16 protein-coding genes are annotated in these 13,593 nt (G+C 49.5%); 2 read left to right on the top strand and 14 right to left on the bottom strand.

The genetic code is table 11. The annotated features are described in order from the left end of the window. Positions 1-16: 16 nt before the first annotated feature. From bioD to bioB, 5 genes are read right to left on the bottom strand one after another with little or no spacing between them, the layout of a single operon-like run. A complete protein-coding gene (bioD, locus tag METBU_RS0101160; RefSeq protein ID WP_017838877.1) occupies positions 17-682 on the bottom strand; it encodes a dethiobiotin synthase in 666 nt (221 codons plus the stop codon). Then, on the bottom strand, positions 675-1,475 hold the full coding sequence (bioC, locus tag METBU_RS0101155) for a malonyl-ACP O-methyltransferase BioC (protein ID WP_017838876.1): 801 nt from the start codon (positions 1,473-1,475) through the stop codon (positions 675-677). Before bioC ends, bioD begins: the two co-directional genes overlap by 8 nt. After that, positions 1,472-2,236: a pimeloyl-ACP methyl ester esterase BioH gene (gene bioH, locus METBU_RS0101150; protein ID WP_017838875.1), complete on the bottom strand. Its 765-nt coding sequence runs from the start codon at positions 2,234-2,236 to the stop codon at positions 1,472-1,474. Before bioH ends, bioC begins: the two co-directional genes overlap by 4 nt. Then, positions 2,233-3,396, bottom strand: coding sequence for an 8-amino-7-oxononanoate synthase (gene bioF, locus METBU_RS0101145; protein WP_017838874.1), 1,164 nt, complete (start codon positions 3,394-3,396; stop codon positions 2,233-2,235). The genes bioH and bioF overlap by 4 nt, the downstream gene beginning before the upstream one ends. Then, complete coding sequence (gene bioB, locus METBU_RS0101140; protein ID WP_017838873.1) at positions 3,393-4,373, bottom strand: biotin synthase BioB; 981 nt, start codon at positions 4,371-4,373, stop codon at positions 3,393-3,395. The genes bioF and bioB overlap by 4 nt, the downstream gene beginning before the upstream one ends. Positions 4,374-4,493: 120 nt before the next feature. Between bioB and METBU_RS0101130 the strand changes: the two genes are divergently transcribed. Continuing rightward, positions 4,494-5,195 carry a ComF family protein gene (locus tag METBU_RS0101130; RefSeq protein ID WP_017838871.1) on the top strand — a complete coding sequence of 234 codons (702 nt, stop codon included), beginning with the start codon at positions 4,494-4,496 and terminating at the stop codon, positions 5,193-5,195. A gap of 471 nt (positions 5,196-5,666) precedes the next feature. On the opposite strand, the gene METBU_RS0101125 is transcribed toward METBU_RS0101130, so the two are convergent. Both METBU_RS0101125 and METBU_RS0101120 read right to left on the bottom strand, forming a co-directional pair. Continuing rightward, the gene (locus tag METBU_RS0101125) at positions 5,667-6,005 is read right to left on the bottom strand and encodes a type II toxin-antitoxin system PemK/MazF family toxin (protein ID WP_017838870.1); all 339 of its coding nucleotides are present in this window, start codon (positions 6,003-6,005) and stop codon (positions 5,667-5,669) included. After that, entirely contained in the window at positions 5,990-6,232 is a 243-nt protein-coding gene (locus METBU_RS0101120) for a ribbon-helix-helix domain-containing protein (protein ID WP_017838869.1), read from the bottom strand. The genes METBU_RS0101125 and METBU_RS0101120 overlap by 16 nt, the downstream gene beginning before the upstream one ends. A 330-nt stretch (positions 6,233-6,562) precedes the next feature. Here METBU_RS0101120 and METBU_RS0101115 point away from each other — a divergent pair, with 330 nt between their 5' ends. Further along, complete coding sequence (locus tag METBU_RS0101115; protein ID WP_017838868.1) at positions 6,563-7,303, top strand: DUF5131 family protein; 741 nt, start codon at positions 6,563-6,565, stop codon at positions 7,301-7,303. On the opposite strand, the gene METBU_RS0101110 is transcribed toward METBU_RS0101115, so the two are convergent. The 7 genes from METBU_RS0101110 to METBU_RS23040 all read right to left on the bottom strand — a co-directional run bounded on the left by METBU_RS0101110 (position 7,287) and on the right by METBU_RS23040 (position 13,045). Continuing rightward, a complete protein-coding gene (locus METBU_RS0101110; protein WP_017838867.1) occupies positions 7,287-8,168 on the bottom strand; it encodes a three-Cys-motif partner protein TcmP in 882 nt (293 codons plus the stop codon). The two genes, METBU_RS0101115 and METBU_RS0101110, sit on opposite strands and share 17 nt — an antisense overlap. 355 nt (positions 8,169-8,523) lie before the next feature. Then, positions 8,524-8,679, bottom strand: coding sequence for a hypothetical protein (locus tag METBU_RS27875; protein WP_017838866.1), 156 nt, complete (start codon positions 8,677-8,679; stop codon positions 8,524-8,526). Next, on the bottom strand, positions 8,676-9,623 hold the full coding sequence (locus tag METBU_RS0101100; RefSeq protein ID WP_138767182.1) for a hypothetical protein: 948 nt from the start codon (positions 9,621-9,623) through the stop codon (positions 8,676-8,678). The genes METBU_RS27875 and METBU_RS0101100 overlap by 4 nt, the downstream gene beginning before the upstream one ends. Positions 9,624-10,024: 401 nt before the next feature. Beyond that, entirely contained in the window at positions 10,025-10,270 is a 246-nt protein-coding gene (locus METBU_RS0101095) for a hypothetical protein (protein WP_144053568.1), read from the bottom strand. 88 nt (positions 10,271-10,358) lie between these two features. Further along, positions 10,359-11,114, bottom strand: coding sequence for an ATP-binding protein (locus tag METBU_RS0101090; protein ID WP_014148785.1), 756 nt, complete (start codon positions 11,112-11,114; stop codon positions 10,359-10,361). A 24-nt stretch (positions 11,115-11,138) separates the two neighbouring features. Next, complete coding sequence (locus tag METBU_RS0101085) at positions 11,139-11,888, bottom strand: J domain-containing protein (protein WP_017838863.1); 750 nt, start codon at positions 11,886-11,888, stop codon at positions 11,139-11,141. Beyond that, entirely contained in the window at positions 11,888-13,045 is a 1,158-nt protein-coding gene (locus tag METBU_RS23040; RefSeq protein ID WP_017838862.1) for a tetratricopeptide repeat protein, read from the bottom strand. The genes METBU_RS0101085 and METBU_RS23040 overlap by 1 nt, the downstream gene beginning before the upstream one ends. Between the last annotated feature and the right edge of the window lie 548 nt (positions 13,046-13,593).

Below are 13,593 nucleotides of genomic sequence, written 5' to 3'. Positions count from 1 at the left end.
TTAATTTCAATATTTTTTATAGGGTTTTCTCGAATGCCGCCGACAGATCATCGAAGTCGGGTTCGGGCATAAAAGGAAATACTCCTAGCAACGGTGCGTCGATCATTGCCTTAATCGTGGCGATATTTTCCTCGCGCAGCAGCATGTTGTTATCGGAGCAAACGGCTATCCAACCGGCGCAAGCTTGTCCGGACTGCACAATCGACTCATAAGTTAATCTTGCATGATTGATACAACCCAGTCTTATCGCCACCACGATGACTACCGGCAAGCCCAGTACGCGCGCCAAATCGGAGACATCGGAGTCGGCATTCAACGGAACCCGCCAACCGCCGACGCCTTCGACCAAAACGATATCGGCATTTTGTTGCAGTGTTTGAAAAATCGAACATATATCATCCAAAACCGGCGGATGCTCTGCTCCAGCCAAATGCGGCGAAACCGGCATGCGATAGGCGTAAGGGTTAACCCATTCGTATTGCACCGGTATCGAGGCGTTTTGCTGTAATAGCAGCGCATCTTCGTTTCTCAGTTTGCCGTCGATTTCGAGACAACCCGAGGCGACCGGCTTCATGCCGATAACCGTATGCCCTTGATTTTTGAAATGACGCATCAACGCGACCGTCGCCCAGGTTTTTCCGACACCCGTATCTGTGCCGGTTATAAATAGCCCTTTAGTCATTGTTTTCTACTCTCGCCGAAACGATAAAAACCTCAAATGTCGCCCCAATATTGGCATCATTAAGCGGATAAGCCTCGATCATGCTTGTCATTTCCTGTTTTGTCGTTAGCCTTTTATTACGTCCGGAAGACACATTATGTGCCCCCATCGATTTAAGCTCTTTCATTAAAGCCAATACGGAACCGTAAACCGGCCGATAAATTTCGGATTGCACCGCTATTTCCTTAAATCCGGCATCGGCCAGGCAACGCCTTATTTCCGTTTCGCGGTAAAACTCGTTGACATGATGATAGTCGTCGACTGCGGCCCAAGCCTGTTTTAACTCGCAGAGCGTATGCGGACCGAAGGTCGAAAATACCAATTCGCCGTCCGCCTTGAGAATACGATGCAGACCACAGAAAACCGCCGTTAAATCGCGGCACCATTGCAAGGCCAGATTGGAAACCACCGTATCGACCGAGTTCGTATTTAACGGCGGGCTTTCCGCATCGCCGCAAACATAATGCAAACGACTGGTATCGCCGAGCTTTTGCCTTGCCGCATGCAGCATCGGCAAGGCAATGTCGAGCGCAACAATTCGCTCGACATTTTCGGCATCGAGCAAGGATTTAGTCAAAAATCCTGTGCCGCAGCCCAAATCGACAACGGTGCCCGTCAATTGTGCCGGTGCTACTCTTTGCAATAGATTTAAACCAACCGTTCTTTGCAAACCGGCAACACGATCATAAGACAGACTCGCCGAACCGAACGATTCTCTGAGCTTGGTCTTATCCAGTTCAAATACCGCGCTCACCTCGACTCCCAAAAATCGATAAGACTCTCGATCAATTCCGGTCGATGCGATAAAAACGGCGCATGCCCGGCATTTTTAATCACGCTCAAATGCAGGTCCGGATTGATTACCCGCATTGCTTCGCCGATGCCAACCGGAACCAAGGTATCTTTTTCGCCCAACATCGCCGCGACCGGTACGCGAAGATCGGCAAGCGCCGACCTTAAATCGGTCTGCTTTAAAACAGCTAAGCCGCCCTGCAGCGTTTTTTCCGTCGGCATGCGGGATTCGCGAAGCACGGCCGCGAGTTTTTTAGACAATTTCCTAAACTCTGGCAAACCATTGATTTGCAATGACAAGAAACGCAATAGCGTCGATTCGCAATCGGCGCTGAGATTCTCGGCGAATAGATCGAGCTGATTTTCCGGCATACCCGGCCAATCCGCATTTTCGACAAAACAAGGATTGCTGGCCAGCAAAACGACCGACGAGACGGCTTCCGGAAACAACCTAGCCATTGCCAAGGCCACCGACCCGCCCAACGACCAACCGATCCAGCAAGCTTTACTATCGACAATTTTGCTCAACTGCTCGCATACCGACTCGAGCGTGAACTCGGGTATTTCGGCGCTTAAGCCATGCCCCGGCAAATCGACGCAAACGACGCGGCGGGTTTGCGCCAATTGCTCGGCAAAATTGCGCCAAATGCCCGAATGCATCGCCCAACCATGGACCAAGACGACAGGCTCCCCATCGCCGTAAACTTGATAATGAATAGTCATTGCGATATAGATTTTGCCAAGGATTCGAGCAAACGATCGACTTGTTGCTCGTCGTGTAGCGCCGAAAAAGTCACGCGCAGCCGAGCGCTGCCTTGCGGAACGGTGGGCGGCCGAATTGCACCGACCCAAAACCCGTCATCGAGCAAACGCTTGCCGATTTCGACCGCCCTTCGACTATCGCCGATCAGGATAGGCTGAATCGCCGAATTCGAGGGCATCAACGGAAAACCGAGCTGTTCGGCGCCTCGGCGAAAACGTCGCACCAAATCGTTTAAATTTTCCCTGCGCCACTGATCTTCGATAAGGATATTCAAAGCAGCACGGGTTGCTTCGGCGACGGCGGGCGGCAATGCGGTCGTGTAGATATAGGTTCGAGCCTTTTGAATCAAAGTCTCGATCAGCGTCTCGGAGCCGGCGACAAAGGCTCCAAAGGTACCGAAAGCCTTGCCGAGCGTTCCGACCAAAATCGGCACCTGTTGTTGCGTCAAGCCGAAATGCTCGACGATTCCCCGCCCTTTGTCGCCGATCACGCCCAAACCGTGCGCATCGTCGACCATTAAGCAGGTGTCCTGATCTTTCGCGATTTGCGACAGGACGTCGAGCGGCGCCAAATCTCCATCCATGCTGAACACGCCGTCGGTTACGATCATCGCCCGCCCTTCGGTACGGCTCAAACTGTCGAGCAAACCTTCCGCGTCGGCATGGCGGTAACGCTTAAAGCGCGCGCCCGATAACAAACCGCCATCCAATAAAGAGGCATGATTCAACCGGTCTTCGAAAACCGTATCTCCCCTACCCGTCAGCGCCGAAATGACGCCGATATTGGCCATGTAACCGGTCGAAAACAGTAGTGCACGGTCGCGGCCGGTGAACTCCGCAAGTTCTTCTTCCAAGGCATGATGCGCGCGGCCGTGACCGCAAATCAAGTGCGCGGAGCCGCTGCCCACGCCGTAACGAGCCGCGCCGTCTTGAAAGGCCTTGACGACCGCAGGGTGATTGGCCAAGCCGAGATAATCGTTGCTGCAAAAATTAATCAGCTTTCGTCCGCCGCACTGTAATTCGACGCCTTGAGCGGATTCGACGACTCGGCGCGTCCGGTACAAATCTTCGCGCGCCAAGCGCTCGAGCTCGGCATCCAGCCCGGATTCGATACCGATCATTGAACGTGACAAGACCCGCCGGAACGCACGCCTAAGCGTTCGAATAACGCTAGATCTTGATTGGTCATCGGATTGTCGGTCGTTAACAGTTTTTCACCGTAGAAAATCGAATTGGCGCCGGCGAGAAAACATAGAGCCTGCATTTCGTCGCTCATAGCATTACGGCCGGCCGACAAACGCACGCGGGAAGTCGGCATTAGGATACGCGCGACCGCAATCGTTCTAACAAATACGATGGGATCCAATTTTTCGGTACCGTTCAGCGGCGTACCCTCGACCTGAACCAGCATGTTGATCGGCACACTTTCCGGATGCTTCGGTAAATTAGCCAATTCGATCAACAGTTTCGCTCTGTCTTGTTCGCTCTCGCCCATGCCGACAATGCCGCCGCAACAGACATTGATACCGGCATCCCGAACCCTCGCCAAGGTGTCGAGACGGTCTTGATAGGTACGGGTCGTGATGATTTCCGAATAATAATCTTCCGAAGTATCCAGATTATGATTGTAATAATCGAGACCGGCATCCTTGAGCGTCGCGGTTTGAGTGTCGGTCAACATACCCAGGGTCACACAGGTTTCCATGCCTAACGCTTTAACGCCTTGAATCATTTCGACGACGCGCGCGACATCTTTGTCTTTCGGTTGTCGCCAGGCCGCGCCCATGCAGAACCGAGAAGCGCCTTCGTCTTTTGCGCGCCGCGCCGCCTTTAACACGTCATCGACCGGCATCAAGGCTTCCGGTTGCAAATCCGCATCATAACGCGCGCTTTGCGGGCAATAAGCGCAATCTTCCGAACACGATCCGGTTTTAATGCTCAATAAGCTACTAATCTGAATCTCGTTCGGGTCGAAATGTTCGCGATGAATCGATTGGGCACGAAATATCAAATCGTTGAAAGGCAACGCGAATAAGGCTTGAACCTCCTCAGTGCGCCAGTCGTGGCGAATCGTGCTTATTGCTGGGTTTGCTGACATTCTGTTAATCTCCGGATTATAAAAATTGAGCGATATCGATCAGGCTTTTGTCGGATTCGAGCTGCACCCGGTACCGATCTTTTTCAATGACGCACCGCTTGTCAACCTGACCGCTTTATAATGGTAAACAACTGGCTCGATATTATACAGAATTACTTATTGCCGCCCACCTGCATTTTATGCGGCAATCAGGGACAGGCTTCGAGGGATATTTGTCAGCCTTGCGCGGCGTTACTGGTCACTAACCCTTATTGCTGTTACCGCTGCGGCATTCCTTTCGTACACGCGCCAACCGGGCCGATATTATGCGGCGATTGTCAAAAACGCATGCCCGGCTTCGACGAAACGCATGCGCCTTTTAAACATCAAAGCGTTATCCGTTTTTTAATCTCAGGATTGAAATTTCGCCGCCAATTCAAAAATGCGCGACTGCTAGGATTGTTGATGGCGGACTACTTGAAAATATCCGCCGAAATGCCCGATTGCCTGGTGCCGGTGCCGTTGCACCCTCGCCGCTACCGGGAACGCGGCTTTAATCAATCGATCGAAATCGCCCGCACGCTAAGCCGCGAACTAGCGATACCGATTGATCTCGACTGTTGCATTCGCAGCCGTAATACGCCACACCAAATCGATTTGCCCGCCAAAGAACGGCGTAAAAACATGAGAAACGCATTTACCGTCAACGGACCGTTAAGATTCGATCATATTGCGATCGTCGATGACGTAATGACCACCGGCACGACCGTTTCCGAACTGGCGCGAGCGCTAAAAAAAGCCGGTGCGGCCCGGGTCGACGTTTGGGTTTGCGCACGGGCATGAGAAAACGCGATTTTTTAAAGACAAAAGGTTGTAATTATTCAGCTAACTGTACTTTAAAACGCTTGGTAACATATCTCCCCTTTTGAAAAAGGCTATGTTCGCGTTAATATAGTTGAAAAAATGAATACTACGCCAATGTTGAAACTTGAAGAGTTTAGGCTACGCTGTGCGTACCACAGCAACCCCACCAGCAGTTTAATGAGACCTCATGTATTGCCTTGTGCTGGCATTAGGTAGGCGTAGCGTACCCTACGATTCACTTTGAGTTTTTAGCGCTTCCGGAATTGGTGGGTGTTTTCAACATGGAGGGCTTTATTTGTAACGTCAGTTAAAGGTCTTGCTGAAGTAGTCATTACTCGATTACCTAGATTAAGTTCCAAAGGCGAAACCATCTTTGTATGTTGTTCTGTTTCCATCTGTCTTGCTCACCGAAGAATTGAATAACCTGGGGCATAGCAAAGTTACAGTTTATTAACCGCCGATAATATCATTCAAACCTTCGATTACATGCGCAAGCTCATCCGGTGCGAGATTCCCGATCTTCTTGCCGATACGCTCAGTTGAGAGCGTACGAATCTGACTGATTTTCACCCATGAACGCTTTGGCAGCTTTGAGGCAAGAACTTCGTGTGTAAGCGGAAAGCCCGCTTTCTGCTCTTGACTTGTAAGTGCCATCGCTATGACAGTACCAGAGCGCTCGTTGAATATATCTTGGCTTAGGATAAGAACCGGGCGCTCGCCAGACTGCTCCCGACCTATCGTAGGATTGAGATCAGCCCAGCGAATCTCGCCTCTCAGTATTTTGGCCATGCATCCAGATCCTCAGACAATCCTTCGTCAGCCATGGCCTTCTCGAAAGCAGGATCCAGCTTGGCACATTCCTCGGCCAAGCGATTGCGCTCAAGGCGCTCCAACTTCTCTAGCACAGCCTCCTGGATGGCGCGGCTACGATTGCTAAATACTTTGCGCTTCACCAGGGCATCGACCTTGGCGAGAACCCCTTCCTCAATGGTTATTGCTACTTTCATCTGACTCATGATCATTACCCTTAACGGTATGATGGATTATCATACTCCCGAGATGAGAAAGTGGCAAGGCGATGCGGTTAACGTTAAAGTAAGGGGCGCGACGATCAGCTAGGCATTTTTTTACACTGACCCCAATTAGTGAAACACATAAACACCTGTTCCGGTTTTCAATTCAATAAGTGCAAAATTAAAGACCTGCCCCCTATCTTCATGACCCCTCTCGTTCCAGGCGTGGCCGGCATTTGCTGCCGTTTGGGGGTTTCTTCGGGCGAGTTTGGTGCTAGACTGAGACTATCGATGCCCAAACAGTGTGATCAATTACCGCAGCAGGAGGAGGTTATGAGTAATAAAACACCTATTGAATGGACCGAGCAGACGTGGAATCCGACGACGGGGTGCACGAAGATCAGTCCCGGATGCAAGCATTGTTATGCCGAAGTGATGGCGCTGCGTCTTCAGGCGATGCGCGCGCCTGGGTATGACAACGGTTTCGCGTTGTCGTTGATGCCGAATAGGCTCGATCAACCGTTACACCGTAAGAAGCCGACGCTCTATTTCGTAAACAGTATGAGCGATTTGTTTCACGAGCAAATTCCTTACAATTATCTTGATCGGGTATTCGCCGTCATTGAGCAAACCCCGCAGCATACGTATCAGATATTGACTAAGCGCGCGGAAAGGATGGCCGACTATTTCGCCGCGCGGCCGGTACCGCGCAATGCCTGGCTTGGGGTGAGCGTGGAGGACAAGCGGTACGGTCTACCGAGAATAGAGGTGCTGAAGCGCATCGATGCGGCGGTTCGGTTTTTGTCTTGCGAACCGCTCCTGGAAGATTTGGGCGTTATGGATATCGGCGGCATTCATTGGGTAATCGTCGGCGGCGAAAGCGGCGCGAATGCCAGGCCCATGAGTGAGCATTGGGTGTTGTCGATCAAAAATCAATGCGAGCGCGCCGGGGTTGCTTTTTTCTTTAAGCAATGGGGAATGTGGGGCGACGATGGCGTCAAGCGTAATAAAAAAAATAACGGCCGATTATTACAAGGCAAGACCTGGGATCAGTATCCTATTCATGCTGCTTAAGCAGATGATTTGCGGCCTTTAACGCCAGCCCGATCGCTTTTCCGGAATCGTTCGAGACGCAAAAAAACAACGAGAACAGTTGAGCGCCTTTTTGGGGCAGTGGGAGCGGATCGAAAACATAGGGAAAGCAAGTCTTCAGTCGCGCTTTGATCCATTGCTCGATTTCTTTGACGGGGATCCGGTGCTTTACCTCTTCGTCGAACAAGTGCGTTTGATTGGATGACGGGTAAAAGGCAGTTTCCCATTCGTCGGTGCCGAACAGCTTGTTCAGGTTGTCTTTTTTGTAGTCTTCCAGTTTTCGATAGTCTCGCGGCGTTTGCCGGTAAACGCCGCTTAATGGAAAGAGCAGCCAAACATCGAAGGCTTTGGTCGATGCGATGGCTTCAAGGGATCTCCATTCGATTTGATTTCCATAAGGATCTAAGAAAATAACGCCCCGGTATTTGTTTTTGTCCCAAATCGGTTTCTTGGCTAGGGTCTGTATGACTTGATTGGCATCGTTATTGTCGATTTGAATGTGTCGTTCAGGATGGGCTTGTTTTAGGCTGTTTAGGGCTTGGCAACGGGTGGCGTCTTTTTCGACGAACAGGTAACGATCGAATGCCGGGTCGATATCAAGGGCTATTTTTGCCGAGCCGTCATAGGTTAGTTTTTGTGCGGATTCGTTAAAAAATGGCGCTTCGGGAATGTTCTCAGATCGGCTTCCGGATCCGGCAAAGGCGTCTATATAAAGCAATTCGAAATTCTGCTTTTTCAATGCCGTGGTGTAAAACTGCAAGTATTTCCTCAAAATATCCAGCTTAATTTCCGTCCATGAGCCGCCAAAGTAATGATCGTTGTTTGGCGGGGAAGTGGGTATGTGCATTTTGCTCTCCTTCCTCCGCTGAAAATCTTGGAAACGGAGCGTTAGCGAAGTGAAGATTTTTAGTCCCCGATAGCCGTAGCGCCGGGTGTTTTGCCGGAGTCTGCGCGAATAGCGCAGGCGGAGGCAAAATACAAGGCATCGCGACACGGCGTAAAGCCATTTGTGGGAGTGCTACGGAGCCGCATCGAGTTTACGATGATGTGGCGTAGTGGCACGGACGCAGGGCGAATCGGGGCCGCCGAAGGCAATAATCGCCAAGTCATTTTTCGCTGCTGAAATCGGACGGACCCCATTTCAGCTTTCGCGAAAAATCTTGGCGCGCTTGTTGTTGCTTTGCCGGAGGATTGTTTTCGTTTTACTTTGCCGGATGACGATTAAATGCTTTATTCCAATTTTTTGAATCTTTTTTGGCCTGTGCAACCCACTGTGCGGCTTCTTTTTTTAATTGCTCTTTGCTGCTGTTCCCTAGTTCGACGAGGACTGGGATCGATTGTCTTGTTAATTTTTTCATATATTTGCCTTATCGGTCGCGCGATCTTTTAATTCGCTAAGCGCATATTCTATTAATATTCTCTTTTTAAAAACTTCCAGTACCTTTATATATATTTCTCGTTTTTCTTCATCGAAAAACTGTTTGTTTGCGGTAATTCTTATGACAAGAGGGATTTCTTTTGTGTGACCTGTATTTATGGGATAGCAAATTGCCGACCCTTCTTCTAAATTGCAATATTCTGAGATTTTGCGGTTCTTTTTCTTTTTTTCGGCTTTGATATCAGAAATTATAGTCATTCTCTTGTTTTTGGCTGAATATGACGCTAAAGATTTTTGGTCGCTAATGAGATCTGACTCTGGTATTTGTGATTCAGGATAATAGCTCCATACGTCTCTCGATCGATTGTTCTTCATTCGGAAGACAACGGTTACGATATCGACTTTGTCTTTGTTTTCGATTTTGTACAGTCCTTCTAATAAAATATGAATGGCTCTTGTGATCTCGGCAAGCTGTTTTTCGGGTTCTGTAATTTTGTTAAAAATTTTTCCAGGACTGGTTGCGCAAGTACTTTTGTTCAGCGCCGTAAGAAATCTATCCATCTTTTTATCGACTGGTGAATCGAGTGCAGATAGTAGAAGAAAAAGCCCCTCTGTTGAAATGTTGTCATCATACTTTGAAGACTTGGAGTCTATGAAATCTTCAAAACTGGACAGTATTGGAACAATAACAAGCCCAAATACAATAATAACTATATGCGCATCAATTTTTTCTATAATGATTGGCGGCATAGCGTTTTTCGCAGAGTCTATTTTGTAGATTGCTAACACCGCACTTGGCAAGGCCAAGACAACAGGTTTTACGAGTATCTTGTATAGAAAACTTCTAATGACGGCTAAATATGCCTTGACCAGTTTTTTAAAAATCGGCTTTCTAAGAACATATATCAAAATCAATACAGCCACTACAAGTAATATGTCTAATATCAACAACTTGGCGTTCTCATTTTACTGCATATGGACGAAATACTATGGCACTTCCGGATTCCCCCATAAGCGCCACCTTAAGCGCCTAAGTACTTGATTAAGCAAGGCTAACACCTAAAGCCCAACATTCAACGACAGGGAAAGGGAAAGGGGCGAAAAAAAGGGGGATTACTTTTTGGCTGATGGCATGCGATAACAAAAGCAAACCGAACCCTTTTCTAGGGCATGATAGCGGTTGGTCATCGCTAATCAAATTTAAACAATTTGCATCTATAACGAATGGCTAAAAATGTTTGATGCAAGACCCCGAAGCCGCAAACCCCTTCCGCTCAAGAACAAAAAGATCTGAACGTCAAATACAAGCCACCCGATCTTAATGCTTAATGCCTGTAATGATCGTAGTATTCAAGCTTCTCGCATAGCTCATCAAGCTCGAAAGCCAAACTATTGCTGTTACAATGATTGCACTCTAGCGACAAATAGCCGATCAAATCTTTAAGTTCATCCGGTTCAATATCAACGGTTTTACGCCGTTTATTAACCAATTGCGACTTTATGTTTTTAGGAACGACGTACCAATACTTATGAATAAGCTCTTTCTCTCTGCTGTCGAGTTCTATTCTCATAAATCGCTCAAGTTGCTTCTTTAATAATCCATCCTGTAGCATCATCCGGCATGAAGCCGGAACCCGAAAAACTAGGGCGAATGCCCTGTCATTCGCTATAGGCATTGTAAAACTGCTTTGCGGTTCGGCCGCTTTTCGATGCCCTGAGCTTGGCAAACTCCAGGGCTTTTTGATGGAGTTGTTCGCTGTCGCCGTCGTAACTGGTGAACAGACTATCGACGATTTCCAGAAAAGTTTCGGTATTCGGCGGGTAAAACGACAACCACAAGCCGAAGCGGTCGGAAAGCGATATTTTTTGTTCGACCGCATCGGAATAATGAACTTCGCCGTCGACCAAGCGGGTGTCGAGATTGTCGCGCATCTGTTCCGGCATCAGATGGCGCCGGTTCGATGTGGCATAGAGCAATACATTTTCCGGCGGCAATTCGATGGAACCTTCCATGACGCTCTTCAATGCGGTATACAAGCCGTTATCGGCTTCGAAGGAAAGGTCGTCGCAATAGACGATGAAACGCTGCTCTTGTTCGCGAATGTCGTCGACGATTTCGGGCAGATCGATCAAATCTTGTTTGTCCACTTCAATGACCCGCAGACCCCGATCCTTGTATTCATTGAGCAAGGCCTTGATCAACGACGATTTACCGGTACCTCGCGCGCCCCAAAGCAAGGCGTTATTGGCCGGTTTTCCCGCTAAAAAGCGCTCGGTATTGTCGATCAAGCATTGCTTTTGCCGATCGATACCGAGCAAATCATCGAGTCGAATCGCATCCAGTTGCTTGACCGGCCGCAGACATTCTTTCCGCCGCCGCCAAATAGCGGCGTGAGTTTGATTCCAATCGATCATGACCGTCCCTCCTTCAATTAGCGCTTAACTCGCCGGTTGGCAAAGCAATTCCAAACGAACCTTGCGCTCGTTGATATGCCGGGTCAATTGCCTGGCCAAGTCGCCGAGCGGGTCTTCGCCGCTCGCTTCGGCCTCGCCGACCGTGCTCATCAATTCGTATAATTCCGTTTGCTTTTGTTCGCTGAGTTCCTGTTCGGCCTCGGACAAACGCCGGCGCAATTGTGCGATACGGCGAATCACTTTGACCAAGCGCGCGCCGGTATCGCTACCTTCGACGGCTTCCGAATCTTCGCCGAAATCGATAACCAATTGTTCGATTGCCGCCAAATCGCCGGCCTCGTAGGCACGATTGACTCGGGCCATCATGATTGTGCGGCGTTCACGTTCGATCTCGTTGGTGGCGCGGTCGGGATGCATCAGCTTAGTCGCTTTACGGTAGGCTTGTTTGATTTCCGGCGTAATTTTGGCCGGCGGCGCCTGATTTTCGGTTAAACCGGCTTCTTCGGCCGATCGCCGCGCCTGCTGCTCGGCGTCATGGGCCCGCGCTTGCAACTCGATATTGTCGGGATAGCGCTCGGCCTCTTCCGATGTAATTCTGGCACCCAACTCATCCATTTCGACATACAAATACCCCACCAAGCGGTAGTAGCGGTAATGAAACTGCGACATTTCGGTTTTTAACGTTTCCAACGCCAACTCAGCGGATGCGACCTGCTCTTCAAGCTCGGTTTCTTCACACTCCAAGCGCTTGAGTTCTTGTTCTTCCGGTAGCATTAACGATTCTTCCAATTGATGCCGAATCTCGACAGAAATTCTTGCGTTTTCACATGCCCGCGACCGGCAATCTTGCGATACCAATACAAGGCTTGCTGATCAACGGCTTCAACCACCGGACCGTTCGGATAAACTCGATGCAGCATATCTTGCGCTCTCGGCGCGCCTTGTTCGGCGGCTTGTCGATACCAAAACACGGCTTTTTCATAATCTTGCGCCACTCCCAAACCGGCCCAATACAATTCGCCTAAAAAATCTTGCGCATAAGGATGACCTTGTTCGGCCGCTTTTCGGTACCAAAACGCTGCTTGCTCGCCATCTCGCGCCACACCTACACCGAACTCGTAGAGCGCCCCCAGCTCGATTTGCGCATAAACGTAGCCTTGTTCGGCGGCACGGCGGTACCAGAATGCCGCCTGCACTGTATCTTGCTCGACCCCGTAACCGCATTCGTAATTCAACCCAAGGTTGCATTGCGCTCCGGCATAGCCTTGATCGGCCGATTTGCGGTACCAAAAAACGGCCTGAATTGCATCTTGCCTGACGCCTAGTCCATATTCGTTTTTTAAACCTAAATTATATTGAGCGCAGGCCAAACCTGCTTCGGCAGCCTTTCGGCACCATGACAATGACTGAACCGGATTCTGTTCAATGCCAAAACCATTACCGTACATTTCGGCCAGGTCCATCCAAATTTCCGGATCGGCAAGCGCTTGATGAGACGTACACCAGTTGAACGCCATGCGCATATAATATTCGGCTTTTTCGGCATTTCGAGGAATCCCTTGTCCGCCCAAATACATTCTCGCAAGCGGAAAATAGGCCTTACCGTAATCTTGATCGGCTAATTCTTGGAACGTCGAGAAATCTTGTTTCAGCTGCTGCCTCATCGAAAACAAGGGCCGCAGCGATTCGCTTTCATTGCCGTTTATGACTGTAGCCGTCGCATCGCAGTTAAATCGGATTTCATTGCCGTCATCGGTAATGCGATTATAACTGTCGCGAGCTAAGCGGTAACGCTCGTCCGAATTAACCGCTGGGTCATTGGGTCGAGGGTTACGGATGGCCTCCAATCCGCGTCCGACCATGCTTGTCGATGACGAAAAAGGGGAAGAGAGATTGCGCTGCACGCTGACGGAGGGCAATCGTTCAGCCATGTCTATTTCCTTGATAGTACTTCATGATTAGAAAACTTGAGTCGTTCGTAAAGTTGGCAATATCGGAGTGTACCGAGCTTAAAATGTGGTTGCACTAAGTATTTAGATCTCGTTGAAAAAAACGGCAATTCGGGCGTAATTTTTAGCCTGCCCCCAAAGATCCCTATTACTGCACAGGGCTCTTCAAAACTGCTCGCTTTGCACACGGCGAACTCTTGATTCTTAGACAGCATGAAGTATACGTGGTTTGGCAATTTCAAAACTCTTGACCAGTGCTTTAAAACCTTTCCAGTTGTAGCTTTTGGGTTGGCAGCGCCTATTAAGCCACTTGAAAAACAGTCCTTTCACCTGGTACGCAAAGCTGTTGAGACTTTGAAAGTTTCCAGTCACACCGAAGTAGTTATACCCATCGTAGATCAAAATTCGGCATCGGGGGGTCCGCCAAAGGACGCCGTGAATACGTCCATGTAAGCTCTATGCCAGCTCCATGCTGGCAAAGCCTTTATCGGACACCCAGGCGCCTTCTCCGGCACTGCCGAAATTTGAAG

Source organism: Methylotuvimicrobium buryatense 5G (genome assembly GCF_000341735.1).
In the GTDB taxonomy this organism is placed as follows: Bacteria; Pseudomonadota; Gammaproteobacteria; order Methylococcales; family Methylomonadaceae; genus Methylotuvimicrobium; species Methylotuvimicrobium buryatense.
This window is presented reverse-complemented; position numbering and strand designations above follow the sequence as displayed.

What these genes read in the sequence shown, in the direction of transcription:
- bioH (WP_017838875.1), bottom strand. Translation starts at nt 2,236, where the DNA reads ATGACTATTCATTATCAAGTTTACGGCGATGGGGAGCCTGTCGTCTTG.
- METBU_RS27875 (WP_017838866.1), bottom strand. Translation starts at nt 8,679, where the DNA reads ATGAAAAAATTAACAAGACAATCGATCCCAGTCCTCGTCGAACTAGGG.
- METBU_RS0101090 (WP_014148785.1), bottom strand. Translation starts at nt 11,114, where the DNA reads ATGATCGATTGGAATCAAACTCACGCCGCTATTTGGCGGCGGCGGAAA.
- bioB (WP_017838873.1), bottom strand. Translation starts at nt 4,373, where the DNA reads ATGTCAGCAAACCCAGCAATAAGCACGATTCGCCACGACTGGCGCACT.
- METBU_RS0101085 (WP_017838863.1), bottom strand. Translation starts at nt 11,888, where the DNA reads ATGCTACCGGAAGAACAAGAACTCAAGCGCTTGGAGTGTGAAGAAACC.
- METBU_RS0101130 (WP_017838871.1), top strand. Translation starts at nt 4,494, where the DNA reads ATGGTAAACAACTGGCTCGATATTATACAGAATTACTTATTGCCGCCC.
- METBU_RS0101125 (WP_017838870.1), bottom strand. Translation starts at nt 6,005, where the DNA reads ATGGCCAAAATACTGAGAGGCGAGATTCGCTGGGCTGATCTCAATCCT.
- METBU_RS0101120 (WP_017838869.1), bottom strand. Translation starts at nt 6,232, where the DNA reads ATGAGTCAGATGAAAGTAGCAATAACCATTGAGGAAGGGGTTCTCGCC.
- METBU_RS0101110 (WP_017838867.1), bottom strand. Translation starts at nt 8,168, where the DNA reads ATGCACATACCCACTTCCCCGCCAAACAACGATCATTACTTTGGCGGC.
- METBU_RS0101095 (WP_144053568.1), bottom strand. Translation starts at nt 10,270, where the DNA reads ATGAGAATAGAACTCGACAGCAGAGAGAAAGAGCTTATTCATAAGTAT.
- bioD (WP_017838877.1), bottom strand. Translation starts at nt 682, where the DNA reads ATGACTAAAGGGCTATTTATAACCGGCACAGATACGGGTGTCGGAAAA.
- bioF (WP_017838874.1), bottom strand. Translation starts at nt 3,396, where the DNA reads ATGATCGGTATCGAATCCGGGCTGGATGCCGAGCTCGAGCGCTTGGCG.
- METBU_RS23040 (WP_017838862.1), bottom strand. Translation starts at nt 13,045, where the DNA reads ATGGCTGAACGATTGCCCTCCGTCAGCGTGCAGCGCAATCTCTCTTCC.
- METBU_RS0101115 (WP_017838868.1), top strand. Translation starts at nt 6,563, where the DNA reads ATGAGTAATAAAACACCTATTGAATGGACCGAGCAGACGTGGAATCCG.